17 protein-coding genes are annotated in these 26,272 nt (G+C 50.2%); 16 read left to right on the top strand and 1 reads right to left on the bottom strand.

What is annotated here, in order from left to right; translation table 11 throughout:
• Window positions 1-207 precede the first annotated feature (207 nt).
• From ric to PGRAT_RS21020, 5 genes are all read left to right on the top strand, one after another.
• On the top strand, window positions 208-939 hold the full coding sequence (ric, locus tag PGRAT_RS21040; RefSeq protein WP_025702943.1) for an iron-sulfur cluster repair di-iron protein: 732 nt from the start codon (window positions 208-210) through the stop codon (window positions 937-939).
• Between the two features lie 172 nt (window positions 940-1,111).
• On the top strand, window positions 1,112-1,813 hold the full coding sequence (locus tag PGRAT_RS21035; RefSeq protein WP_025702940.1) for a hypothetical protein: 702 nt from the start codon (window positions 1,112-1,114) through the stop codon (window positions 1,811-1,813).
• A 213-nt stretch (window positions 1,814-2,026) separates the two neighbouring features.
• The gene (gene nirB, locus PGRAT_RS21030) at window positions 2,027-4,453 is read left to right on the top strand and encodes a nitrite reductase large subunit NirB (protein ID WP_025702938.1); all 2,427 of its coding nucleotides are present in this window, start codon (window positions 2,027-2,029) and stop codon (window positions 4,451-4,453) included.
• 30 nt (window positions 4,454-4,483) lie between these two features.
• Window positions 4,484-4,804, top strand: a complete 321-nt coding sequence (nirD, locus tag PGRAT_RS21025) for a nitrite reductase small subunit NirD (protein WP_025702936.1) — start codon at window positions 4,484-4,486, stop codon at window positions 4,802-4,804.
• Between the two features lie 42 nt (window positions 4,805-4,846).
• Window positions 4,847-5,665: a formate/nitrite transporter family protein gene (locus PGRAT_RS21020; protein ID WP_025702934.1), complete on the top strand. Its 819-nt coding sequence runs from the start codon at window positions 4,847-4,849 to the stop codon at window positions 5,663-5,665.
• A 263-nt stretch (window positions 5,666-5,928) separates the two neighbouring features.
• Here PGRAT_RS21020 and PGRAT_RS21015 read toward each other — a convergent pair whose 3' ends face one another.
• The gene (locus PGRAT_RS21015) at window positions 5,929-6,648 is read right to left on the bottom strand and encodes a Crp/Fnr family transcriptional regulator (protein ID WP_379161824.1); all 720 of its coding nucleotides are present in this window, start codon (window positions 6,646-6,648) and stop codon (window positions 5,929-5,931) included.
• A gap of 364 nt (window positions 6,649-7,012) precedes the next feature.
• Here PGRAT_RS21015 and PGRAT_RS21010 point away from each other — a divergent pair, with 364 nt between their 5' ends.
• The 11 genes from PGRAT_RS21010 (at window position 7,013) to pflB (ending at window position 26,167) form a co-directional block, all read left to right on the top strand.
• Window positions 7,013-9,316, top strand: a complete 2,304-nt coding sequence (locus PGRAT_RS21010) for a glycoside hydrolase family 65 protein (RefSeq protein ID WP_025702932.1) — start codon at window positions 7,013-7,015, stop codon at window positions 9,314-9,316.
• Window positions 9,313-11,622 carry a glycosyl hydrolase family 65 domain-containing protein gene (locus PGRAT_RS21005; RefSeq protein WP_238326717.1) on the top strand — a complete coding sequence of 770 codons (2,310 nt, stop codon included), beginning with the start codon at window positions 9,313-9,315 and terminating at the stop codon, window positions 11,620-11,622. Before PGRAT_RS21010 ends, PGRAT_RS21005 begins: the two co-directional genes overlap by 4 nt.
• Window positions 11,623-11,700: 78 nt before the next feature.
• Window positions 11,701-12,330: a beta-phosphoglucomutase gene (gene pgmB / locus PGRAT_RS21000; RefSeq protein ID WP_025702927.1), complete on the top strand. Its 630-nt coding sequence runs from the start codon at window positions 11,701-11,703 to the stop codon at window positions 12,328-12,330.
• Between the two features lie 84 nt (window positions 12,331-12,414).
• Window positions 12,415-13,212, top strand: coding sequence for an alpha/beta hydrolase (locus PGRAT_RS20995; RefSeq protein ID WP_025702925.1), 798 nt, complete (start codon window positions 12,415-12,417; stop codon window positions 13,210-13,212).
• 784 nt (window positions 13,213-13,996) lie between these two features.
• The gene (locus tag PGRAT_RS20990) at window positions 13,997-15,790 is read left to right on the top strand and encodes a cache domain-containing sensor histidine kinase (protein ID WP_042267170.1); all 1,794 of its coding nucleotides are present in this window, start codon (window positions 13,997-13,999) and stop codon (window positions 15,788-15,790) included.
• Between the two features lie 16 nt (window positions 15,791-15,806).
• Window positions 15,807-17,135 (top strand): response regulator, encoded by a 1,329-nt coding sequence (locus tag PGRAT_RS20985; protein ID WP_025705405.1) that lies wholly within the window; start codon window positions 15,807-15,809, stop codon window positions 17,133-17,135.
• Window positions 17,136-17,346: 211 nt separating this feature from the next.
• Window positions 17,347-18,174 carry a carbohydrate ABC transporter permease gene (locus tag PGRAT_RS20980; RefSeq protein WP_155990378.1) on the top strand — a complete coding sequence of 276 codons (828 nt, stop codon included), beginning with the start codon at window positions 17,347-17,349 and terminating at the stop codon, window positions 18,172-18,174.
• Window position 18,175: 1 nt separating this feature from the next.
• Complete coding sequence (locus PGRAT_RS20975) at window positions 18,176-19,048, top strand: carbohydrate ABC transporter permease (RefSeq protein ID WP_025705403.1); 873 nt, start codon at window positions 18,176-18,178, stop codon at window positions 19,046-19,048.
• Window positions 19,049-19,181: 133 nt separating this feature from the next.
• Window positions 19,182-20,645 (top strand): ABC transporter substrate-binding protein, encoded by a 1,464-nt coding sequence (locus tag PGRAT_RS20970; protein WP_025705402.1) that lies wholly within the window; start codon window positions 19,182-19,184, stop codon window positions 20,643-20,645.
• A gap of 376 nt (window positions 20,646-21,021) precedes the next feature.
• The gene (gene adhE, locus PGRAT_RS20965) at window positions 21,022-23,643 is read left to right on the top strand and encodes a bifunctional acetaldehyde-CoA/alcohol dehydrogenase (protein ID WP_042267167.1); all 2,622 of its coding nucleotides are present in this window, start codon (window positions 21,022-21,024) and stop codon (window positions 23,641-23,643) included.
• Between the two features lie 262 nt (window positions 23,644-23,905).
• Window positions 23,906-26,167 carry a formate C-acetyltransferase gene (pflB, locus tag PGRAT_RS20960; protein ID WP_025705545.1) on the top strand — a complete coding sequence of 754 codons (2,262 nt, stop codon included), beginning with the start codon at window positions 23,906-23,908 and terminating at the stop codon, window positions 26,165-26,167.
• Window positions 26,168-26,272 lie beyond the last annotated feature (105 nt).

Genomic DNA, 26,272 nt, shown 5'->3' with positions numbered 1-26,272 from the left:
CAAAAAAGTTGATCCAGTGTCTTCCCTAAGGTTAAGCAAATCTCAATACACAGCTTTTGATATTAATTTCCTAAACTATGCTTGAGATCCTGACGTTCATTAAAATTTTTTATATTTAGTGCGTACAATCACAAGCGGCCACCCCAGCCCGCGTTAAGGTAAAAGGGTAAAAGAAACCTAGACCAACAACGTAAGGGAGGGGCCAGCATGACGGCCAAACAATTTAACAATACAGTGACGGAAACCTCCGTCCATTTTTCCGGTGAAGCGATGGTTAGAGATATCGTCCTTCAATTCCCCAAAGCGGCGGATTATTTCAAGGCACAGCGGATTGATTTCTGCTGCGGAGGTGCGAAACCTCTGGCAGAGGCTGCAGCAGAAAAAGGGCTTGATACAGGAGCAGTGCTCCAGGACCTGAACAAGCTGCGGGCCGAACATCCGGTGCTGGAAGAAGATACGGCTTGGAATGAAGCTTCGTCAGAAGAGCTGGTCGAATACATTATCAATAAGCATCACAGATATTTGCGCGAGGAGCTGCCGCTGATTGCCCAGAATGTGACGAAGGTCTTCCGTGTACATGGTGAGGACTCTCCGCACTTGGCGGAAGTGTACCGGCTGTTCCATACACTGCGGGAGGAATTGCTGGAGCATACGGCCAAGGAAGAAGAAAGCGAGTTCCCCAAAATGCTGGCTTATGAAAAGAATCCTACAGAGGACAGCCTGACTGAGCTGCGTGGACTTCTGCGTACGCTGGAAGAGGAGCATGACGGGGCGGGCGATATTTTGCGCGAGCTGCGGAGAGTTACCGGTGACTTCACACCGCCGGAGCATGCCTGCACAACCTACCGTCTAACCTATGCCCGGCTTGAAGAGCTGGAGGGAATGACCTTTGAGCATGTCCATCTGGAGAATAATATCCTGTTCCTGCGCTACCAATAGAATCTTGAGCAGTTTCACAAGTCCCTTAGGGGACTTTTTTTATAGGCATGGCGGCAGGAATATTTGAGAATAGCATCCGTTTACGTTATTCTTAAAAAGACTATGTACATCATCAAGACATGCCTGAGCAGCAGCAGAGACTGAGAGCGGGCGGAAGAAGGCGGTGCCGGAAATGTCCGCGAAATGGGTGTGGCGCATTTGTCTGGGAATATTAGTACTCGGAATATTGGGCGGCTGTTCTTCGGTTCTTGGCGCCCAGAACGAGGGGAACGATGGCGGAGCCGGAAATGCAGGACCTGCGTTTTCGCTGCGTGTCGGTGACAGCGAGCTGGCCGGAAGCTCGGGGGGACAGATAAGCGAGGCCTATAAGGATGGCATGCCGCTTATTGAACTGCTTAAAAAAAGTGGGGTAGCTACATTTGCCGATGACGGGTACAGTCTCTTGACGGTCAACAAAGTATCTCTGAGTCCCGAGTGGATTTGGGAAATACAATTGAACGGCAAAAAAATAATGGATTGGAACAGCAGTGTTGACCGCAGCGACAGCATACTTATTGCGGCAGAACCCGCTGCAGCCGGGTCTGAGCTGCAGCCGGTCATTTTTACCGTGAACGGCGGAAGCGAGCAGCCGGAAATGACTCATTCGTATGTGCTGCCGTATTCCGAGGATTTGTCTGTCCGGGGTGTGCTGAAGGGCAGCGGTATGGTTCAATTGGCCGAGGACAATAAGACAGTGATAAGCATTATGGATTACAAACCGCTCAGCAATGAGGCCTGGAGGCTGAAGGTCAATGGCAAGCAGCTGCTGGACAGTGGAATTGATATGAAGCTTAGACCCCAGGATACCTTGGAGGTAGCGCTTGTGTTGCGTTAGTTGAGGAGTCCAGTGCCAGATTTCTATTGCTCACTTGCTTAGGAATCTGGCATTTTTTTGTCCAAAAGGTTGAATAGTTCACTTGCTGAAATATGTGAAAACCTTCACATTTAATGTGATTGCAATCACAAAGTCTTTTCGAAAATCAACAGTATAATTTCACTATCAGATGTGTTGTGATGAAATGCAGACGGTTTAAGGAGGGGCACAACAATGACAGTGGAGAGAGAAAAGCTAGTACTCATTGGTAACGGCATGGCAGGTGTAGGGACGGTAGAGCAGATTTTGAAGCTCGGCGGCGCTTATGATATTACTGTATTCGGCAGTGAGCCGCACCCCAATTACAATCGGATTATGCTGTCCTACGTGCTTGAAGGAAGTAAAACCATAGAGGAGATCGTGCTGAATGACCGCCAGTGGTATGCGGATCACAATATTACGCTGCACACAGGAACGACCGTGGTCCGAATCGATGAAGCGGCGCGGCAGATTATCACAGATAACGGGATGTCAGTTCCTTATGACAAGGCGATCATTGCTACAGGCTCGAATTCGTTCATTCTTCCTGTGCCGGGCAGCGGCAAAGAAGGGGTAGTGGGCTTCCGCGATATTGCGGATTGCGATGCTATGATTGCGGCAGCCAAGCAATACCGTACGGCGGCAGTGATCGGCGGCGGACTGCTCGGACTGGAAGCAGCCAAAGGACTTGTGAACCTCGGGATGGACGTAACGGTAGTCCACCTTCTGGAAGATCTGATGGAACGGCAGCTGGACCACAATGCTTCCTCGATGCTTCAGGCGGAGCTTGCGCGACAGGGCGTGAAATTTGCTATGGGCAAACAGACGGTTGAACTGACTGGTGATGAGCGTGTGAACGGCCTGCGTTTCAGTGACGGAACGGAGCTGGCAGCGGATTTTGTGGTTATGGCCGTTGGGATTAAGCCCAACACGCTACTGGCCCATGAGAGCGGCATTACGGTTAACCGCGGGATTGTAGTTGATGATTATCTGCAAACCTCGATGCCGGGTGTATATTCTGTTGGCGAATGTACGGAACACAGAGGGACCTGCTACGGACTGGTAGCACCGCTGTTCGAGCAGGGAAGTGTACTCGCGAAGCACCTCTGCGGCGTACCGACTCAGCCTTATGAAGGTTCGGTTGTTGCCACCAAGCTGAAAATCTCCGGAGTGGATGTTTTCTCAGCCGGTGAGTTCACGGAAACCGCTGAGCATACGGTCATCTCGTCCAAAGATGAATGGAAGCGGACCTATAAGAAGATTTTGCTCAAAAACAACACGATTGTCGGAGCAGTTCTGTTCGGTGATGTCACAGAATCGGCCAATCTGCAGAAGCTGGTGAAGCAGGGTGCAGAGATGACCGACGAGATATACAGCGAGGTTATGGGCACCGGCTGCTGCGGCGGAGGCGGAGCGAAGAAAGGCATGTCGGTAGAGACGATGGCGGATGAAGAGATTGTCTGCGGCTGCAACGGCGTGACCAAAAAAGCCATTGTCGATGCCGTAACGGAGAATGGCTTCACGACTGTGGATGAGATCAAGGCCTGCACCGGAGCTACCCGTTCCTGCGGCGGCTGCAAGCCTGTCGTAGAGCAGATCCTGCAGTTTGTCCTCGGAGACAGCTTCCAGCAGAGTGCCAAACAGGGAATCTGCGCCTGCACCACCTTGAGCCGGGACGAAATTGTGGCCGAAATCACCGCGAAAGGCCTGAAAACGACCAAAGAGGTCATGCATGTGCTGGACTGGAAGCAGGCTGAGGGCTGCTCGAAATGCCGTCCGGCCGTGAACTATTATCTCGGTATGCTCTACCCGGATACGCATGAGGATGAGAAGGAATCGCGCTTCGTCAATGAACGGATGAGTGCGAATATTCAGAAGGATGGCACCTTCACGGTTGTGCCGCGCATGTATGGCGGGGTAACAACACCGGAGGATTTGAAGCGGATTGCCGATGTTTCCTTGAAATATGATGTAAAAGTAGTGAAGGTAACCGGAGGACAGCGTCTGGACCTGATTGGAGTCAAAAAAGAGGATGTGCCCAAGGTATGGGAAGAGCTTGATATGCCGTCGGGTTATGCTTACGCGAAATCGCTCCGTACTGTAAAAACCTGTGTAGGTTCCCAGTTCTGCCGGTTTGGCACTCAGGATTCTATGGGTATGGGGGCGCTGCTTGAGCGTAAATACGAACGTCTTGATTTTCCGGCCAAGTTCAAAATGGCGGTTAACGGCTGCCCGCGCAACTGTGCAGAATCCTGTACTAAGGATATCGGCATCGTCGGCAACGATGGGGGCTGGGAAATCTTCATTGGCGGTAACGGCGGAATCAAGCCGCGGATCGCGGACTCCTTCTGCAAAGTGAAAACCGATGAAGAGCTGATTGAGGTCTGCTCAGCCGTCATGCAGTATTACCGTGAGACCGGCAATTATCTGGAGCGGACCTCCGAGTGGGTGGAACGCATGGGACTTGTGCAGATTCAGCAGGTGATTCTGGACAACGAAGACAACCGCAAGGAGCTGGCGGCCCGGATTGATTTTGCCCTGGCACAGGTTTCTGATCCATGGAAAAAAATGCTGGATGACCAAGAGACGCGTACCGCATTGTTCGAGCAGACAAGAGTCTGACCCATACCGACTTAAGGAGGAGAGAGCACGATGAAAACTGCGACACAAGAATATGCTGTAGGCAAAGTGCAGGACTTCCTGCTGCAGATTGGCCGGGTTGTCGTTGCGGGAGGGGTGGAGCTGGCAATATTCCGCACCTCTGACGGAGATATTCATGCTATAGAGAACCGCAGTCCGCATCCAAAAGGCGGTCCGCTGGCCGAGGGTATCATCTCCGGCAGTTATCTGTATGATCCGCTGTATGACTGGAAGATCGATCTGCGCAGCGGCGAAGTGCAGGCCCCGGATCACGGCAAGGTGAAGGTTTACCCGGTAGTCCTGGACGGAGATAGTGTAACGGTTAGCTTGTAGGCTGGCATCATTAATTATAATTAGGAATGGCGGGGTGGACGGGTGTTTACGCAAAGTGTGGAAAATATCGTAGAGACGGCAGCATCCAAACGTGACAAAATGAATGAAAGTCTGCCAAAGTATTTTCTTGCCGCATTGTTGGCCGGAGCTTATGTGGGTATCGGTATTATTCTGATTTTTTCGCTGGGAGCACCGCTGGCGGCGGTTAAATCACCTTTTCAGCCGCTGATTATGGGGACATCCTTCGGGATTGCCCTGACGCTGGTGGTCTTCGCCGGCTCGGAGCTGTTCACCGGGAACAATATGTTTTTCACCGTAAGCACCCTTGCCGGACGGACCAGCGTGTGGGATACGGTGAAGAATTGGATCATCGTCTTTATCGGGAATGTAGCCGGTGCGGTAGTTCTGGCTCTGCTGATCCGGGGCACGGGATTGTTTAGCGCTGCTCCGGCGGAACATCTGATCTTCACCGCATCCGCCAAAAAAATGAGCTTGCCTTTCTCAGAGCTGTTCTTCCGCGGAATTCTCTGTAACTGGCTGGTCTGTCTGGCGCTGTGGATGTCCTCGCGTGCCAAAAGCGAAACTGCCAAGCTGGTGCTGATCTGGTGGTGTCTGTTCGCCTTCATCGCGAGCGGCTATGAGCACAGTGTAGCCAATATGACGCTGCTGAGCGTAGCAGTGCTGCTGCCTAATCATCCGGAAACGGTCAGCCTGGCCGGATGGTTTCATAACATGATTCCTGTTACCTTAGGCAATATTATTGGCGGAGGCGTGTTTGTCGGCATGGCATATTGGCTGATTTCTCCGGTGCGGACAGCACGCACAGGCGTGATCAGCAGGACCGAAAAACATGTAAGCTAGCTCTTTTCAAAGCTCTGGGATCGATTCGATCCCAGAGCTTTTTTGAAATAGAAACGGTACCGTACTTTTACAAGGACGGTACCGTTTCTGCGTGCATGAGCATGGCCTGGGACTTGTTAATAGCTGAGCCAGAGACAGTTCAGTGGTATGCATATAAAAAAAGACGCCGGACAAGGCGCCTTGACCACTCTATTAATTTGATGTGGTAATTCCGGGTCATATATGATTCATTGAGGAGAATAGAGGGTATTAGTATTAGGAAATTAAATGCGGCAAATTTCGTTCGGACATAATTCACAGTGGCAGATGTCCTGAAGCATCGAAAGATCCTTGATGACGATCATGCCGTTCTCATATTCCACAGCATCTTTTTTACGCAGATCGCTCAGCATGCGGTTGACGCTCTCACGGGTAGCACCGATCATGTTGGAGAGATCCGTATGCGTAATTTTTTTGTTGATCAGAATGCTGTCTCCGGTCTTCTCGCCATAGGTATTCCCCAGCCGAATCAGCGTGGAGCAGAGTGCGCCAGGCTTGCCGTACATCATCAGATCACGGAATTTTGTCTGTGTGAGACGGTGATGGATACCCATCCATTTCATAAAGTCAATGGCAAAATCACAATGCTGGCAGATCAGAATCTCCAGATCCTTCTGCTCGATAACGCCAACTTCGCTTTCTTCAATCACTTCGGCGGTGAAGCTGTGCTTGGTGCTGAAGAATGGGTCTGCCTGACCTACCATATCGCCTGCCTGATACATATACAGAATAAGTTCTTTGCCTTCGTCAGTAGATTTGGTTAATTTCACACGTCCACGTTTGATATAAAACAATTTATCCGAGTAGTCGCCCTCCCAAAACAGGTGAGAGCCTTCCGGCACCATGCGCTCTTTCATTGTGACCAGAAGCCGGTTAAAGTTCTGTTCGGAGAAACAGTTTGTATTTCCGTGGGCTTCGATAACATTATAATGTTCCTTTATCATAATCGACATCCCCTTTATTCCCTCAGTTTTTCAGTAAATTTTAAATTAATTATACATTGAAATTCCTCTTTATGGGTGAATATTTTCCCGAAAAAGTGTCGAATTTTTAACATTGTGATAATTTTCACTTCAAAGGTGTGAGATTTAATATGATTTTGGCCTGAAATCGGGGTCAAAGTCTTTTTTGGCTTTTTTGATCATAACGCAATCTGCTGGTTTCTTTCAACTCCGTAAAAATGCACATAACTCTGTTAACGTCTGACATTGGCCTTCTTTCTCCTGAGAGCTACGCTGGAAGTGAGCGTCCCGCGGTTTCTAATTCACGAAGCCGGAGGACACAACTCGGGAGAAGGAGAGTTCATACATGGCAAAAGTAGCTGACAAATATCTGAAGGTTGATCCCTGGGCTGTTATCGAGGAAGGTTTTGATCCATTGCGGAACCGGACCTCGGAGTCGGTTTTTTCCGTAGGCAACGAGTATATGGGGGTGCGCGGCTATGCCGAGGAGGGGTATAGCGGTGATTCCCTGCCGGGCAGCTACTTCAATGGTCTTCATGAGCAGCTGGAGATCGGCAATCATTACAAGGGAATGATCCGTTCGCTGCGCTATATGGTAAATGCGGTGGACTGGCTGCATACGCGCCTTACGGTAGAGGGGGAACAGCTGGATCTGGCCTACAGCCAGATATCGGATTACAGCCGCAGGCTGGATTTCCGCACCGGCACCTATAGCCGCCAATTCATTTGGCTGCTGGGGAGCGGCAAGAAGCTGAGGCTCACTTTTACACGGCTGGTCAGTATGACGGACTCCCACCTGGGCTTGCAGCAGGTTGTGCTCGAACCGCTGAATTTCTCAGGAGATGTGGAGATATGCACCGGACTTGATTTCGGCAGCATCCATGAGGAACGCGGCCAGAGCATGTGGAGAAGTCTGCGCAGTGGAGTACAAGACGGTGTTACCGCCATTATGGGGAGCACTCTGAACACGGGCAACAAGCAGTTTTCCGGCTTTGTTCTGCAATCCTCCCAGGAACTGCATCCCACAAAGGTAGAACGCGAACGTTTTATCGGGCAGACCTTTAGGCTGCAATTAACCCAGGGTAAACAGGATTCCTATACGAAGCTTGCTGTCCATTGTAGAGATCATGAGGCTTCCCGTCATGAGGATGCGCTCTGGAATGAGGGGCTGGAGCTGGCGGCAGCTGTCTCAAAACGCAATGAAGCCGAGGTGTTCGCGGATCAATCCGCATATTGGAGCGGAATATGGGAGACGAGCGACATCCTTATTGAAGGTGATCCCGAGAACCAGCAAGGCATCCGTTTCTGTATTTTTCAGCTCTATCAGACGTATCACGGCGATCATCCCGGCTACAATATCGGAGCCAAAGGGCTGACAGGTGAAGCCTACCGGGGGCTGGCTTTCTGGGACACGGAATCGTATTGTCTGCCGTTCTATATCTTCAACAACCCCAAAGCGGCTAAAAGCCTGCTGGAATTCCGCTACAAAACGCTGCCGGAGGCAATGGAACGCGCGAAGGAGGTTGACTGCGAGGGGGCTTGTTACCCGATTGCAACGATAGACGGAACCGAAAGCTGCGACCTGTGGCAGCACTCCAACCTCCAGCTTCATGTCGGCACGGCGGTCTCCTACGGCATCTGGCACTATGTGAAGAACACAGGCGACAGGGAGTTCCTGTACAGCAAAGGTGCTGAAATGCTGATTCAGATCAGCCGTTTCTATGCCACCCGCGGGCAGTGGGGCCAGCGCAGCGGGGAATATGGCTATTTTGGCGTGATGGGTCCTGACGAATTCCAGCTGATGGTGAATAATAACTGCTACATTAACCTAATGGCGAAGAAAATGTTCGAATTTACGCTGGAGACTCTAGCCGGGATGGAGACACAGGTGCCGGATGCCTACGCTGAACTAATCAGGAAGACAGGACTCCGGACAGAGGAATTAACCGATTGGAGCAGCAAAGCGGAGCATATGCGGATACCTCTTGAGCCGGATAGCGGGGTGTACGAGGAGCATGACGGTTATTTTGATCTGCCGCACATCGATATTCATTCCATTCCAGTAACGGATTTTCCGCTGTATTCCAACTGGTCCTACGACCGGATATACCGCTATGACATGATCAAGCAGCCGGATGTGCTGATGTTTATGTTCTTATATAATGGGGAGTTCTCCCGGGAAGCCAAACGGGCCAATTACGATTATTACGAGCCGAGATGTATTCATGAATCCTCACTTTCGCCGTCGATCCACTCCATTCTGGCCAGTGAGATCGGCAAAGAAGAGGAGGCCTACCAATTCTTCGAGTTCGCTACCCGGCTTGATCTGGACAATTACAACCGGAACACCCGCGAAGGCCTGCATATCACTTCAATTGCTGCGGCCTGGATGAATATCGTGTACGGCTTCGGCGGCATGCGTTCAGACGGCGAGCGTCTCTCCTTCCGCCCGACGCTGCCGCAGCGCTGGACTTCTTACAGCTTCCAGGTGACGTACGAAGGTGTGCTGCTGGGTATTACAGTGAACAGTGGGCATGTAAGTTTCAAAGCTTTACGAGGCGGAACTGCCAGCATTCTGGTGTATGGACAGCAGACTAAGGTGGATGCCGCAGGTACAGTGCTTCCGCTGGGTGAAGGGATGATGGCATGATGAGCTGGACCGTTCGCGATTCAAGTTTTGACAAGGCCCGGATCATAACAAACGGAAACAAATACATGACGGGAAATGGCTATATGGGCTATCGCGGCACCTTGGAGGAGTTCGGCAAGGATCAACTGGCTGCTGTCACGCTCGCAGGGGTGTACGATCAGGCCGGAGAGCGGTGGCGGGAGCCGGTTAATGCTCCCAACGGGTTGTACACGGCATTAGTCTGTAACGGGCAGCACCTCAGTGTTCTGGAGACTGAACCGCTTGATCACAAGCAGGAGCTTGATATCCGCAGTGCAGTTCACCGGAGAGAGACGATTTACCGCATACCGGAGGGCGGCGAGCTGATCTACACGGCTGAACGGTTTGCCAGTATGGATCAACTGCATGTGCTGGCCAGCAGGCAGACTGTTCAATGTACAGCGGACTGCCGGATCACGATTGAGACGGGCATCGACAGTGAAGTGTGGGATATTAACGGTCCCCATCTGCAGGATAAGCAGGAATTGTTCAGGGATGGGCTGCTGCTGTCTTCCGCAACCACGGGGGAGCTGCAGCTTCAGGTGGCTGTAGCTGAACTGTCAGTGTCTGAATTTGGCGGGTTGAAGCTCTCCAAGGCGGGAACACTGCGGAGGATTACTTTTGACGCCAACGCTGGAGAAATTTATGAATGGTTCAAATACGCAGCGGTATATACCGGTCTGGACAGGGAAGGCGATCCAGAGATATTGGCAGAGCAAGCGGTTCAGGCTGCAGCGGAGCAAGGGTACCGGGAGCTGCTGCAGGCTCACCGCAGGGTGTGGGCGGAGCGCTGGTCCCGCTGCGATTGCCTCATTGCAGGAGACGAAGCCGCGCAGTTTGCGCTAAGGTACAGCATGTATCAGCTGATGATTATCGCACCTACGGCGTCGGAAAAGGTGTCCATCCCGGCTCGGGGCTTATCCGGCCAGGTCTACAAGGGCGCGGTATTCTGGGATACAGAGATGTTCATGCTGCCTTTTTTTCTGCACAGTGATCCCGGAGTTGCCCGCAATCTGATGATGTACCGGATTCACACGCTGGATGGCGCGCGGCGCAAGGCGGCTGAATACGGGTATCTTGGGGCGTTCTACGCCTGGGAGAGCCAGGACTCGGGAGATGATGCCTGCACCCTTTTCAATGTGAATGATGTTTTTACGGGCCGCCCTATGCGGACGTATTTCCGTGATAAGCAGGTCCATATCAGTGCGGATGTAGTGCATGGAATTTGGCAGTACATTCAGTTTACAGGTGACGACAGCCTGCTGCTGGACGGCGGGGCCGAGGTCATTTGGGAATGTGCGCGTTTCTTCTATTCCTATGCCTATTATAATCCGGTAAAAGAGCGCTATGAAATTCTGGATGTTACCGGTCCGGATGAATATCACGAGCGCGTGAACAATAACGCTTTTACCAATGCCTTGGTTAAAGAAACTCTGGAGATTGCCATGCGCAGTGCAGAATTGCTGGAGAGCAGGTACCCGGAAGCTTACCGCGAATGGTACAGGCAATTTACAGGAGGTCCGTTCCTGACAGAATTCAAGACTCTGCTGGAGGGGCTGTATCTTCCCCAGCCGGACCCGGATACGCTCCTGATCGAACAATTTGACCGTTATTTTCAGCTCGAAGAGGTCACTTTGCCGGAGCTGAGGTCACGGGTGATTGACAAAAACGAATATTGGGGCGGCGGCAACGGGCTCGCCACCACCACCAGAATCTTGAAGCAAGCGGATGTTGTGCTGATGCTGAACCTGTTCAAATCTGCATTTTCCAAGGAAGTAAAGCAGGCGAACTGGGAGTTTTATGAACCGCGTACCGAGCATGGCTCCAGCCTTAGCCCATGCATCTACGCGCTGGTGGCTGCTGAGATCGGCTCACCTGATTGGGGTTATCCTTATTTTATGCGGACGGCTACCGTTGATCTGACCGGGGAATCGAAGCAGTATGTAGGGGATCTCTATATCGGAGGCACGCATCCGGCAGCGAATGGCGGGGCGTGGATGGCTGCAGTGCTTGGCTTCGCGGGTGTGCAATTCAGCGGTGAAACCGTCTGCCTGAAGCCGGCGCTGCCGGAGCATTGGCAGTCGATCGAACTGCCGGTCACGCTGCGCGGAGGCCAATACAGGCTGCATGTCACTCGTGACGAAGTCATGATTACAGCGGCAGCGGGCAACTGTGAGGCTCTGGCTTTTTCCGTATCCGGAGGCCCGGCTGAGCTGTGCGGACCAGGTACACAGCTGCGGCTGCGCTTGGTGGAGCCGGCTGCTCGGCAGAGTAGTGATAAAAGGTAAGAAGCGCTGAGGGGAAGCTTGGATAATTACGGAGCGGACGCGTCTACAGTTTATATAAATTGAAAGGAAAGAAGATACATGCTGGAACATATGAAGGGTGCAATCTTTGATTTGGACGGTGTGATTGTAGACACGGCCAAATATCATTATCTGGCCTGGCATTCACTTGCCGCAGACCTCGGGTTCGAATTCACGGAGGCGCATAACGAAAGGCTGAAAGGGGTTAGCCGTATGCGCTCACTTGATATTCTGCTGGAGACCGGCGGCCTGGAGTTCAATGAAGCGGATAAGGCTGCCATGGCCGAAAGGAAGAACCGGGTATATGTTGACTATATTTCGCGCCTGGATGATTCGGAACTGCTGCCTGGCGTCCGCGAATATCTCGGCAGCCTTAAGAAGCGGGGAGTAGGCATTGCTCTAGGTTCTGCCAGCAAAAACGCCGCATTCATCCTGGATAGGCTGAAGATATCCGGGCTGTTCGATGCGGTTGTTGACGGCAACACCGTATCCCGTGCCAAACCGGACCCCGAGGTCTTTCAGACCGCCTGCCGCAGACTCGGGCTGCAGCCTGCGGACTGTGTGGTTTTTGAGGATGCGGAAGCGGGGATTGCGGCCGCCAAAGCGGCAGGGATGCGGGTGGTTGGGATCGGAAAGCGGGAACTGCTGGCGGCAGCCGATTTCGTCGTAACCGGATTGCATGAATTGTAAGAGCTTGATAGACTTATAGCAGGGAAAGAAAGCGATTTCCTGTATGATAATTCTATCCAATGGAAGAAAGCTTGAGGGATGAACATGAAAACAATGTTGTTATGGCCGGAAGGGGCGCCAGGCGCACTTGGATCAAGCAATGAGGATTGCCCGGCGATTACGCCTTATCTGGTGGAAGGTGATAAGAACGCCGCTGTGCTTGTCTGTCCGGGCGGCGGATATGCCATGCGTGCAGACCATGAAGGAGGACCGGTGGCGGAATGGCTGAATACACTGGGAATCTCGGCTTTTGTGCTGCGTTACCGCGTAGCCCCTTATGGTTATCCCCATGCGCTGCGGGATGCTCAGCGTGCGCTCCGCACGATCCGTTACCGCGCTGAAGAGTATGGGGTAGATCCTGACAGACTGGGCATCCTGGGATTTTCGGCAGGCGGACATTTAGCTTCTGCTGCCGGAGTTCTGTTCGATGAGGGTGATGAAGAAGCTTCAGAGCCTTTGGAACGGAAGTCCTGCCGTCCAGATTTATTAATTCTATGTTATCCGGTAATATCCATGGCTGAAGGAGTGACCCATCAGGGGTCCAAGGAGAATCAGCTGGGGATAGAACCTGATCCGGAGCTGGTGAAGCGTCTCAGCAGCGAGCTTCAGGTAACGGCAGCTACCCCGCCTGCTTTCTTGTGGCATACCTCGGATGACGGAGCGGTGCCTGTGGAGAACAGCCTGCAATTCGCTGCTGCATTAAGCCGTCATCATATACCATTCGATCTTCATGTCTATGCGCATGGCGAGCACGGGCTTGGTCTGGCCGGCGGGGAGCCGCACACCCGAAGCTGGACCGAAGCCTGTGCTTCCTGGCTGGCGTTGAACGGCTATACGAAGTGATGAATTAGGAATTTACACCAATTATGTTCGAATGAATCATCGAATGAATCATCCAAATATCATCGTTCCTAGATGATCATGCCAGGGGACTGTCTGATGACAGTTCCTTTTTGTGCCGGCTGAATTTGATAGTCTTTTTCTAAATAGCGTCTGTTGAAGAAGAGCTGAGCAGTGCTAGTTGGAAAAAGGGAGTTTATTTTTTCCCAAAATTAACAATTATGAATTTTAAGTGGAAAAAGAGAGCTTAATTGGGTCATATTCCCTCAAGAACTGCGAAATCAGCTGGATTAGTTGCCCTTTTTCCACTTCACCTGAGGTCAATAAGGGCTTCGAGCTGAATTAGTTGCCCTATTTCCACTTGGAGTGGCCGAAGGTATCATAAAGGTTCTCCAGGCAACGCGAAACTTAAATCCATAACGGCTGCGCGTCCTTCACTGGACAACGCAGCCGTTATGTTTCATATTTTCCCACCCCTCTGCGCCGAAATTTTTTTCAGTTTTCGGGTTTTTGGAGAGGTGAAGGAGTCGTGTAGTGGAAATTTGGAACCGGAGGAACGGTAGTGCCTGCCTTTGTCTCCGGATTTTATCCGCCCAGCGGTAAAAATAAAAAAATCTGGAGACAACAACGGCCGGAGGTCCAAATCTTCCACGGAGTGACTCCACTTTGCCTCTCCAATCCGCTGCTAGCTGTAAAAATACATATAAATGAACATCATTTCCATCAAAATAAACCTGTGTAAGCGCTTATCCGTTTGATATATTATTGAAACTGGAGGTGTATCCAGATGTTGTCTGCCTTTATCAAGCCAGTCGTCAGGCTGAACGTCAAGCAGCAGCTGATTCTGCTGTTTCTGATTATGATTTCGCCCATACTGATCCTGAACAGCTACGGCAATTACAAGGCGGAGGAAATTCTGAAGCGACATGTCACCAATGCCTATGTGGAGCTGAACAAACAGAACTTTGCGATCATCAATAGAGACATTGATACGGTAAATAAAATTACTACAACCGTTATTCAGAATCCGGTTTTGCAGCAGCTGCATGTCAGCGGCGGCGAGCCTGTGATGGAGCGGGTGGAACACTATGAAACCATAGAAAAGCTGCTGGGCAGCTACTCGCAGGGCGCCGGACGGGGCGACGGGATTTATTATTCACTGTATGTGTACGACCCCGACAATTATTATTTTTTTGCCCCCAATTTTCCGCAGGTGAAGAAGGCGGGCGTGTATTTTTTCTCAAAAGGCGAGAAGCCCTACTGGTTTGACCAGGTCGTGCAGCAGAAGGGCAGAGGTTATTTAATGCTCGCAGAGAAGCTTAGCCCGCAGGCTGAGAACCTCAAGACACTGACTTATGTCAGGGCGGTCAACAACATTTACAGGGGGGCGGGAACCATCGGCGTGCTGGTGGTCACCAAGATGGAGTCCAAAATCGGCGAGTCGCTGAAATCCATTTCTCTGCCGGAAGGCGAAATCTATTTGACCGATATGAACAACCGGGTGCTGGCTTCGACCACTAATGCTACAGGGGAAGTAATTGACCTGCCGGAGGGAGCTGAGACTGGTGATCCGGAAGGAACAGAGGACATTATCACGGATGACTTCATCTATGTGGTGAACAACAATCATGCCTTTGCCCAGAAGCTGGTCTACAAGGTTCCGGTCAAAGCGCTGCTCCAGCAGCAGAAGGAAATGAAGCGGGTGATTCAATACATAACGGTTGCTTACGCGCTTTTCGGACTGATCATTATCACTTATTTCTGGCGTTCTCTCATGACTCCTCTGCAGAAGCTGGCTTTTTTTGTGCGCAAATATGAGCCGGGCAACCGTGTTCCCGAGACACCGCAAAGAGGGACCAACGATGAAGTCAGTGTGCTGATCGCTTCTACTTATGATATGGCCCGCAGGCTGAATAGTCTCATCATGTACAAATATCAGATGGAGCTGAAGCAGAAGGAATCACAGCTGCAGCTGCTCTATCAGCAGATCAATCCGCATCTGCTCTATAACACGCTGGAGAGCATTTATTGGAAAAGCTCGCTGGAAGGCAATGTCGAATCCGCGGAAATGATCAAGGAATTATCGAAGCTGATGAAGATCAGCTTAAGCCGGGGCCGGGAGCTGATTACGCTGGAGGAGGAGCTGGAGCATGCGAGTGCCTATATCAAGCTGCAGCAGCACCGGTATGATTATGTGTTCACGGTCATCTGGAACATCGCACCGGAGACCAAAGCGAATCTCATTCCCAAGATCACCCTCCAGCCCCTAATCGAAAATGCCATCATCCACGGTGTCAAAAATATGGATGAGGACGGGGAGATCATCATCACCTCGGTTCTGCAGGACGATACCATTCTAATTACTATAGTAGATAATGGGTACAAACAGGTGGATTACCAGGCCATTGAGCAGGTGCTGAATGACGAAAGTCCTAATCCGGTAAGCGGCTATGGCATCCGCAACATCAATCAGCGTGTGCATCTGCATTTTGGCCCGCATTATGGAATCAGCTACGCCCCCCGCCAGGGTGGAGGGACTATCGTAACAGTTAAACTTCCCAAGTCGGAGAATCAACAATAGAAAGGTGGTCTCTTAGATGTTTAATGTACTGGTTGTAGACGATGAGCCGCTGATTTGCAAAGGGCTGAGCAGCCTGCTGGCTTCCTCGGGACTGGAGATCGGCCATATTTATACCGCGAACAGCGGCTTTGAAGCGTTGGACTGCATCCGCATGGAGGAAGTTGATCTGCTGGTGACGGATATTCAGATGGGGGCCATGAGCGGCATTGAGCTGATGCAGCACGCCAAGCTGGCCAAACCTTGGGTGCAAACCATAGTCATCTCCGCCCATGAAACGTTTCAGTATGCCCAGATGGCCGTCCGGCTAGGGGCGAAGGATTATCTGATCAAGCCGCTGAACAGTGAGCATTTTCTCGATTCGGTACGGAATGTGCTGCTCAAAATGGATAAACCTTCCCCGGAGCTGGCCACCTTTATGGCCGGGATCGGCGAGAGCTTCCGCCTGGAGGAGCCGCTGCCCGAATACAGCAAGCTGCTGAATGCCCTCATTGAAGAGCCTGCCTCTGTGATGGGCGAAGAGGAGAAGCTGCGGAAGCTGGATGAACTGAAGCTGCAGGGGCCTTTTTTTTCCGTAATCAAGATCAAACTGCCGCCGCCGGAAGCCGCCGGAGAGAAGAAGTACACCTCCCGCGACCGGGAACTGCTGCGATATGCCGCGCTTAATATTGCCAAAGAGCTGCTTGACCAGGAGTGGTGCACAGTGGCCTTTTATTCTCCGGAGGAGGAGATTACCGTCATTATCCAGTGGGATGAGAGGACCTATGAGGAATCGGCGGCGGGCCAGATCAACAGGCTGGATGTGCTTGGCCGCAGTCTGCATTTAAATATCCAGAAGTACCTGCATCTGAACGCCGTGATTGGCATCAGCCAGATCCTCAAAGGCCTGTCCTTTATGGATGTGCTGAACCGGCAAGCCTCCAAAGCCATTCAGTGGAACAAGGAGCACTCCGATTACTATGTATTCTACTATGGGGATTTCAACTGGAGCAGCTATGCTGCCGATCCATCGGCTGAGGAGCTGTATACGCATAACAACCTGATCGTGCAGAAGGCTAAGGCGTATATCGACGAGAATTATGCCCAGAAGGGCTTGACGATCCATGAGGTGGCCAAAAAAAATCACGTCAGCCCCAATTACCTGAGCTATCTGTTCAAAAAAAATACAGGCCATAATCTCTGGGAATATGTCATCAAGCTGCGGATGGAGGACAGCCGCGAGATGATTCTGCATACCGATTTGCGCCGTTATGAGATCGCGGAGCGGGTAGGCTATGAGTCCCCGGAGCATTTCAGCAAGATTTTCAAAAAATATTACGGCATCAGCCCCAGCGAACTGAAGAAGTAAGAACGCTTACGATTGCGGTAGATATAGACATGTTCAGGCTTCGGCTCCTTTTCTACAATTAATGTAGGCAGCGCTTGGTGAAAGTGCTGAAAGACAAAAGGAATGAGGGAGCCAGATGAACCAAACTGCTACAATCCACGAGAAGATACCCGTGAAGCTGGAGGGCAAACCGTATAAACAGAACCGCTGGAGAAAAAACTTTTGGGGATATATGTTTCTTGTACCCGCCATTATTATTTTTGTTTTGTTTATGTGGGTGCCCATTTTTAAAGGTTTTATGTACAGCTTCTATACGGTGGACTTTGTAAAGGGCAATACCTTTGCCGGCCTCGATAATTATGCCAGAGCGCTTACGGACCCGGATGTATTGATTGCTGTGAAAAATACGCTGTATTACATGGTGCTCTGCCTGTTGATCGGCTTTTGGGTGCCGATTGCCTTTGCCATCGCCATTTCCGAGCTGCGGAAATTCGGCGGCTTTGTCCGAGTGGCGGCTTATTTGCCATTTGTATTGCCGGCTGTCGTGCTGTACGGCCTGTGGAGATGGCTGTATGATCCGGTCGGACCCATCAATGCGCTGCTGGGCACAATGGGAGCGGACCAAATCCCCTTTTTGACGGACAGCAGGTGGTCGATGATCTCGCTTGTCTTTATGGAAACGTGGCAGCAGTTTGGCTCGGGGATGCTTATTTATCTGGCGGCTGTGCTCAGTATTCCGCGCGATTGGTACGAAGCCGCTGAAATTGACGGTGCCGGGGTATGGGCCCGTATCCGCCATATCACACTGCCCTCTTTGCGCAATCTGATTGTCCTGATGCTGATCCTGCAGATTATCGCCACCTCGCAGGGGTACCAGTCACAGCTTGCTTTGCTCGATGGCGGACCGAATAATACCACGCTTACCTATGCGCTGCTGATTGTGAAATATGCCTTTACCCGGCTGGATTACGGAACGGCGACGGCGCTTGGCATGCTGATGTTTATCGTCCTCGGCGGTTTGGGCATTGTGCAGTTCAAGCTGAACAAGGAGGACAACTAACATGAAGAGCGCAGACCGGGGCATCCTCTCTGAACATGATCTGAAAAAAACAAGCAATAAAATCGTCTACGGGATTATGGTGTTCTTCATCCTGGTCATGGTCTTCACCATGCTCTATCCCATCCTCATGACGATGTTCAACGGCCTCAAATCCAACACGGAGGTCAATTCCTTTCCGCCGCATTTTTTTCCGCAGGAGTGGCATTTCGGCAATTTGAAGGATGCGCTGAATTATATCGATCTGCTGATGTTCCTCAGGAACACTCTGTACATTTTCGTAGGAAATATGGTTGTGACCCTTATTGTACTTGGCCTTGCTTCCTTCAGTATTTCCCGGATGAATGTGCCTTACCGCAAGGTGTTTTATTTCTTCTTCCTGATGACTCTATTTATCCCGGCGACCAGCTATATGATTCCGAACTTCGTCAATCTGAAGGAGCTTGGGCTGCTGAACCAGTATGCGGCGTTCTGGCTGCCGGCGGGAGCGAATACGTTTTACTTCCTGCTCCTGAAGAACTTTTTTGACGGAATCCATCCGGAGATATTTGAAGCCGCGCGCATTGACGGGGCCTCGGAGCCGCGCAGCTTTTTCTCGATTGCTGTGCCGCTGTCCATTCCCATTTTTGCCACACTGGCGATCTTTATTTTCTCAACCGCCTGGAATAACTGGTTCTGGCCGTCCCTTGTCATGCACAGTGAGGATAAGTACACTCTCGCCACAGCGATTTATAAATATGTAATCGCCGTAAAGGCGCTCAACACCAATATCAAGTTTGCCATCCTCTTTCTGGTCTCTCTGCCGCCGATCCTGGTCTTCCTGCTGTTCCAGAAATTTATTATGCGCGGCGTGGCTTTGTCGGCAGTGAAGGGGTAGTACGGGGGTGTGCGTTCGGCTGATTAGATCGTAAACCTGCACATGAAAGGAATATAAATACACCTCGTGCGGTCACGGGTTCTCTCTTAAGATGAATCTGTAAGCTAACTATGAATGGAAAAGGGGAGTTTCAATGCGTAAATTTTCCAGCGTCCTAGCCTGTCTCCTAGTGACGGGATCGTTGTTATCCGCCTGCAGCGGCAACAATAACAACAATAGCGCCAAGGGAACAAATGGGGGAGAAGCATCACCGGCTGCCACGGACAAAGCCGCAGACAACAGTGCAGCCGCCAATGCGCCGGCAGATGATATTACTCAGCGTAAGATCACCATTAAGATCCACTATCCTACACCGGACCTGACGGAAGTGCGGGCCCAGGAGGATGACAAAATCAAGCGGTTCCAGGCGGAATACCCGAATGTAGAGATCGTCAAAGATGACTGGCAGTACAACGTTAGTGAAATCGGCGTGAAAATGGCTGCCAATGAAGCCCCGACCTTCTTCAATACGTATGCCACGGAAGCGAAATTTCTCGTCGAAAAAGGCTGGGTGGCGGATATTACCGATCTGTGGAACAAATATGAGTACAAGGACCAGATCAATCCCGTCCTGCAAAACCAGTTCATCATTGACGGCAAGGTGTATGGGATCACCCAAAAAGGCTATGTAACCACTACGATGATTAATAAAAAGATGCTGGATGACAAAGGTGTGGCAGTTCCGGCCATGGATTGGACCTGGGAGGATATGCTGAACACGGCCAAAGGAGCGGCCGACGCCAAAAAAGGCATCTCCGGTATTGCGCCAATGGGTAAGGGCAATGAAGCCGGCTGGAACTGGACCAACTTCCTGTTCGAAGCCGGGGGTGAGATTCAGAAGATTGACGGCGGCAAAGTGGTGGCAGCCTTCAATACCGATGCGGGTGTGAAGGCACTGGATTTCTATAAGAAGCTGAGATGGGAAGCCAATGCTATTCCTCAGGACTGGGCACTGGGCTGGGGCGATGCTGTAGGCGCATTCCAGCAAGGACGCACGGCGATGGTGATGGCCGGTTCCGACGGTGTGATCGAGCAAGCCCTGAATCAGGGCGGTTTGAAGCCGGAGGATGTGCTCACTTATCCAATGCCTGCTGCGGAAAAGGGCGGCAAGCATACGGGTGTACTCGGCGGCGACTATCTGGTCATCAATCCGAACGCCACCCCGGATGAGCAGGAGATGGCTTTCCGCTATATCACTTTTGATTACTTCTCTGACAAAGGCCTGGAAGCACTGGATGCTATTCTGCAGCAGCGTAAAGCGGACGGCAAATACTTCATCCCGCCGCTTCTGGACTACTATGCCGCTGATTCTGATTTTGGCAAGAAAACCAAAGCTATCTATGATAAGTATGACATAGTCTACCAGTACAATCCGGATATTATGGCTCTGCTGGATGGCAAGCCTGAGGCACAATACAATACACAGGATTACTATGCAACGATGTCCAATGTGATTCAGGAGCTTTTCTCCAAAAAAGGCACGGACTCCAAAACCCAGCTTGACGCCGCAGCAAAGACCGTACAGGAAAAGTTCTTTGATACGATTAAGGTAGAGTAGTGCGGAGAATAGAGTAGTCCGTGAAGACAAGTAAATGGTTGAGAGGGTAGAAGGCCGGGAGGTTTCCCGGTCTTTTCCATATTTAGATAGCGATTTGGTAACGTCGCAGCTGGATATGTTTTCAAGATGAAGAGGCTATTTAAAAGCGAAGTTTGTCAAGTGAAAAAATTCACGTTCGAAAAAAAGACAAAAATATCGATAAATAAATACACAAAATGGAATAAAACCCTGATTAAGAGCGAATGAAAGCGCTTTGAAAACAAATCAAAAAAAACTTTATACTTTGTGAAAGATTTCACTATACAACCCCGATGCGATGTGATAAGATAAATGTGTAGAGAAAAACAACCTAAAAATTGACAGGAGGACGAGGGAGATGGCAGTTAAGAACGAAGTCGCCGCCCAAGTGAAACAAACCACTGCTGAAGAGTATATTCAGACTTTGGTGGATAAAGCAAAGAAAGCTCAAGAAGCTTACATGCAGCTGGATCAAGAGCAGGTTAACACAATCGTTCATGCAATGGCTCTGGCAGGACTCGACAAGCACATGTACCTGGCAAAGCTCGCCGTAGAAGAAACAGGCCGCGGCGTTTATGAAGACAAAATTACGAAGAACATCTTCGCAACAGAATATATCTGGCACGGCATTAAGTATGACAAGACAGTAGGCGTAGTAGAAGACAATCAATATGATAGTTTCCAAAAGATCGCCGAACCGGTCGGGATCGTTATGGGTATCACACCGGTAACCAACCCAACATCCACCACGATGTTTAAGGCGCTGATCGCCGCTAAGACACGTAATCCTATTATATTCGGCTTCCATCCATCTGCGCAAGAATGTAGTGCCGCAGCAGCTAAGATTCTGCATGATGCAGCTGTAAAAGCTGGCGCTCCTGAGAACTGCATCCAGTGGATCGAGTTGCCTACGATGGACAAAACAAACGCACTTATGAACAATCCGGACGTTGCGCTGATCCTGGCAACAGGCGGTTCGGCAATGGTTAAGGCAGCTTACAGCTGCGGCAAACCGGCTCTTGGCGTAGGCCCTGGTAACGTGCCTGCCTTCATTGAAAAGAGCGCCGATATCGATCAGGCAGTAACAGATCTCATCCTTTCCAAAACATTCGACAATGGTATGATCTGCGCTTCTGAACAAGCGGTTATCATTGAAGAAGCCATCTTCGACCAAGTGAAGAAGAAAATGATCGCCAACGGCTGCTACTTTGTAAATAAAGAAGAAGCTGCCAAGCTGACAAGCGGCGCTATGAACGTGGAAAAATGCGCAGTAAACCCTGCAATCGTAGGCCAATCCGCTGTGAAAATCGCTGAAATGTGCGGAATTCAGGTTCCTGCCGGCACTAAGATTCTGGTAGCAGAGCTTGAAGGCGTAGGCACCAAATATCCGCTGTCCGCTGAAAAATTGAGCCCGGTTCTTGCTTGCTACAAGGTTAAAAATGCTGACCAGGGTATCGAACGCGCAGCACAAATTGTTGAATTTGGCGGTATGGGCCACAGCTCGGCCATCCACTCCAATAACGAAGAAGTGATCATGAAGTTCTCGAACCGTCTGCAGACCGGACGTATTCTCGTCAACTCGCCTTCCACACATGGCGCAATCGGCGATATCTACAATACGAATATCCCTTCACTTACTCTGGGCTGCGGATCATACGGCCGCAACTCTGTATCGCAGAACGTAACTGCCATCAATCTGATCAACGTGAAAAGGGTGAACCGTCGTACCGTGAATATGCAATGGTTTAAAGTACCTGACAAGATTTACTTCGAAAAAGGAGCCACTCAGTACCTGGCCAAAATGCCTGACATCACACGCGTTGCTATTATCACTGACCCTATGATGGTTAAACTGGGTTATGTAGAAAGAGTTGAGCACTACCTGCGTCAACGCCAGACTCCAGTAGCGATCGAAGTGTTCTCGGAAGTTGAACCGGATCCATCGACTACAACTGTAGAAAAAGGTACTGCTATGATGAACAGATTCCAGCCGGACTGCATCATCGCACTCGGCGGCGGTTCCCCAATGGATGCTGCCAAAGGCATGTGGCTGTTCTACGAACATCCGGACGCTGACTTTAACGGTCTGAAACAGAAGTTCATGGATATCCGCAAACGCGTATACAAATTCCCTAAGCTTGGAAACAAAGCGAAATTCGTAGCGATTCCAACGACTTCGGGTACAGGTTCTGAAGTAACATCTTTCGCGGTTATTACTGACAAAACTACTGCCAACAATACGAAATACCCATTGGCTGACTACGAGCTGACTCCAGACGTAGCGATCATCGATCCTGAGTTTGTATACAGCTTGCCAAAAACAGCTGTTGCCGATACAGGTATGGACGTTCTGACACATGCCATCGAAGCTTACGTTTCGGTTATGGCAAGCGACTATACGGACGGTCTGGCTATCAAAGCTATCCAACTGGTATTCCAATACCTTGAAAAATCGGCACTGCAAGGCGACAAGCTTGCCCGCGAAAAAATGCACAACGCATCTACGCTGGCTGGTATGGCTTTTGCCAATGCATTCCTGGGCATTAACCACAGCTTGGCGCACAAATGGGGCGGACAGTACCACACTGCCCATGGCCGCACCAATGCCATTCTGATGCCGCATGTTATCCGCTACAACGCCAAGAAACCTACGAAGTTCGCTTCGTTCCCTAAATATTCGCACTTTGTAGCTGACGAACGTTATGCCGAAATCGCCCGCATTCTGGGATTGCCTGCCCGTACCACTGAAGAAGGCGTAACAAGCTTGATCAACGCTATCCGCGACATGAACAAGAAACTCGGTATCGAAGAGTCGTTCCAGGCGCTTGGTTTCGATCCTAAGGATTTCGAATCCCGCGTAGATTATCTGGCTGACCGTGCATTTGAAGACCAATGTACAACTGCCAACCCTAAACTCCCGCTGGTTTCTGAACTTGCTGATGTATATCGTAATGCTTTCTACGGCAGATTCGACAACTAATTAACGGTTGTATGGCAAAAAATAAGGTTAAAGGTTAATATGGAACTGGATGGAAGTGACAAATATCACCGAAATAGTGATATTTGTCACAGTCCTTTTTCAGAAAATAAACTAAAATGTTTATATAAACAACGGTCCCGGTTATGGAGATGTAATTGTGAATTTTATAACAATCAGATCTTTTGGGGATCACGAGACACGGGATTAACCTTCAAGCCCGCGATCTCTACAAATATATTAAATATAAATGGAGGGATTTAGCATGTCGGTGATTGAAAAAGATGTACAAGAAGTTAAGGCTGGATGGCGCGGTTTTGTAAAAGGAAAATGGTCCAGAAAAGTAAATGTGAATGATTTTATTGAAAAGAACATCAAACCTTATCTTGGCAAGGAAGACTTCCTTGCAGGTCCTACTAACAACACTACTGAACTTTGGAAGATTATTTCCGAAATGACCAAGCAAGAAATTGCTAATGGCGGCGTACTGGATGTGGATGTTAACACCGTATCCACTATTGTATCTCACCAGCCTGGCTACATTGACAAAGACAAGGAACAAATTGTCGGCGTTCAGACTGATGCGCCTTTCAAACGTTCCATTCAACCGTTTGGCGGAATCAAGATGATGATCGATGCCACCAAGGCTTATGGCTTCGAACTTCCGCAAGGCATTGTTGACATGTTCACGAACATCCGCAAAACGCATAACCAAGGCGTATTTGATGCATATACTTCCGAAATGAGAGCTGTTCGTAAAGCCGGTATCATCACAGGTCTTCCTGATGCTTACGGCCGCGGCCGCATCATCGGTGACTACCGTCGTGTAGCTCTTTACGGCGTTGACTTCCTGATCAAAGAAAAGAAACAAGATCTTGCGAATCTTGAAGTGGATTCCATGTCCGATAGCGTTATCCGTCTTCGTGAAGAACTTTCCGAACAGATTCGTGCACTCGGCGAACTGAAACAAATGGCTCAAATGCATGGAATGGACATCTCCAAACCTGCAAACAATGCCAAAGAAGCTTTCCAGTGGGTATACTTCGGTTACCTCGCAGCTATTAAAGAACAGAACGGTGCGGCTATGTCCCTTGGACGCGTATCCTCTTTCCTTGATATCTATGTAGAACGTGACCTTGCAGAAGGCACTTTGACTGAAGAACAAGCACAAGAACTGGCTGACCACTTCATCATGAAACTGCGTATCGTGAAGTTCCTGCGTACTCCTGACTATAACGAATTGTTCAGTGGAGACCCTACATGGGTTACTGAATCCATCGGCGGTATGTCTGTAGACGGAACAACACGCGTTACCAAGAACAGCTTCCGTTTCCTCCACACCCTGTACAATCTGGGACCAGCTCCAGAGCCAAACCTTACTGTACTGTGGTCGGAAAAATTGCCTGAAGGCTTCAAGAAATTCTGTGCGAAGGTTTCCATCGAAACCAGCTCGATTCAATATGAGAATGACGATTTGATGCGTCCGATCTACGGAGACGACTATGGTATTGCTTGCTGCGTATCCGCAATGCGCATCGGTAAACAAATGCAGTTCTTCGGAGCCCGCGCTAACCTGGCCAAAGCTCTGCTGTATGCAATCAACGGCGGTGTGGATGAAAAATCCGGCGTGCAGGTAGGTCCTGAGTATCCGGCCATCACTTCCGAATATCTTGACTATGATGAAGTAATGAAACGCTTCAAACCGATGATGGAGTGGCTGGCTAAGACTTACATGAACACGCTGAATGTTATCCACTACATGCACGATAAATATTCTTACGAACGTATCGAAATGGCTCTGCATGACCGCGATATTCTGCGGACTATGGCTTGCGGTATTGCAGGTCTGTCTGTAGCAGCTGACTCCCTGAGCGCCATCAAACACGCTAAGGTAAAAGTAATCCGTAACGAACAAGGTATCGCGGTAGACTTCGAAACTGAAGGCGAATTCCCTTGCTATGGTAACAATGACGATGCCGTCGACAGCATCGCAGTAGAACTGGTTGAATCCTTCATGACGATGATCCGCAAACACCACGCTTACCGTGATGCGCTGCCGACTCAATCGATCCTGACGATTACTTCCAACGTAGTATATGGCAAGAAAACTGGTACTACTCCTGACGGACGTAAAAAAGGCGAACCTTTCGCTCCAGGTGCGAACCCTATGCACGGACGCGACAAGAAGGGTGCTTTGGCTTCCCTGAGCTCCGTTGCCAAACTGCCGTACGAAGATAGCTTGGATGGTATCTCCAACACCTTCTCTATTGTGCCAAAAGCACTGGGTAAGGAAGAAGAAGGACGTAAATCCAACCTGGTATCGATGCTTGATGGATACTTCGCAAGCAAAGGTCACCACCTGAATGTTAACGTATTTGCCCGCGAACAATTGCTGGATGCTATGGAACACCCAGAGAACTACCCACAATTGACCATTCGCGTTTCCGGCTATGCTGTTAACTTCATCAAGCTGACTCGTGAACAACAAATGGATGTTATCAACCGTACATTCCACGGTGCAATGTAATACACAAGCAGTAGCTTGGGTTCTAGGTATACAGTGAAATAGCTGCAAGGTGATACCGCTCTTGACCTCAAGGGCGGTAAAATCTTGTTTAAAATTGTTTAAAAT

The sequence above is a fragment of the Paenibacillus graminis genome (assembly GCF_000758705.1).
Taxonomy (GTDB): Bacteria; Bacillota; Bacilli; order Paenibacillales; family Paenibacillaceae; genus Paenibacillus_AQ; species Paenibacillus_AQ graminis.
Note: the sequence above shows the minus strand (reverse complement) of the source record. Positions and strands in the feature narration are given on the sequence as shown.

Coding starts and splice junctions, on each gene's coding strand:
- PGRAT_RS20975 (WP_025705403.1), top strand. CDS start 18,176: ATGAAGAGCGCAGACCGGGGCATCCTCTCTGAACATGATCTGAAAAAA.
- ric (WP_025702943.1), top strand. CDS start 208: ATGACGGCCAAACAATTTAACAATACAGTGACGGAAACCTCCGTCCAT.
- PGRAT_RS20990 (WP_042267170.1), top strand. CDS start 13,997: ATGTTGTCTGCCTTTATCAAGCCAGTCGTCAGGCTGAACGTCAAGCAG.
- PGRAT_RS21035 (WP_025702940.1), top strand. CDS start 1,112: ATGTCCGCGAAATGGGTGTGGCGCATTTGTCTGGGAATATTAGTACTC.
- pflB (WP_025705545.1), top strand. CDS start 23,906: ATGTCGGTGATTGAAAAAGATGTACAAGAAGTTAAGGCTGGATGGCGC.
- PGRAT_RS20980 (WP_155990378.1), top strand. CDS start 17,347: ATGTTTCTTGTACCCGCCATTATTATTTTTGTTTTGTTTATGTGGGTG.
- PGRAT_RS20995 (WP_025702925.1), top strand. CDS start 12,415: ATGAAAACAATGTTGTTATGGCCGGAAGGGGCGCCAGGCGCACTTGGA.
- PGRAT_RS21010 (WP_025702932.1), top strand. CDS start 7,013: ATGGCAAAAGTAGCTGACAAATATCTGAAGGTTGATCCCTGGGCTGTT.
- PGRAT_RS20985 (WP_025705405.1), top strand. CDS start 15,807: ATGTTTAATGTACTGGTTGTAGACGATGAGCCGCTGATTTGCAAAGGG.
- adhE (WP_042267167.1), top strand. CDS start 21,022: ATGGCAGTTAAGAACGAAGTCGCCGCCCAAGTGAAACAAACCACTGCT.
- nirB (WP_025702938.1), top strand. CDS start 2,027: ATGACAGTGGAGAGAGAAAAGCTAGTACTCATTGGTAACGGCATGGCA.
- PGRAT_RS21005 (WP_238326717.1), top strand. CDS start 9,313: ATGATGAGCTGGACCGTTCGCGATTCAAGTTTTGACAAGGCCCGGATC.
- PGRAT_RS21015 (WP_379161824.1), bottom strand. CDS start 6,648: ATGATAAAGGAACATTATAATGTTATCGAAGCCCACGGAAATACAAAC.
- PGRAT_RS20970 (WP_025705402.1), top strand. CDS start 19,182: ATGCGTAAATTTTCCAGCGTCCTAGCCTGTCTCCTAGTGACGGGATCG.
- pgmB (WP_025702927.1), top strand. CDS start 11,701: ATGCTGGAACATATGAAGGGTGCAATCTTTGATTTGGACGGTGTGATT.
- nirD (WP_025702936.1), top strand. CDS start 4,484: ATGAAAACTGCGACACAAGAATATGCTGTAGGCAAAGTGCAGGACTTC.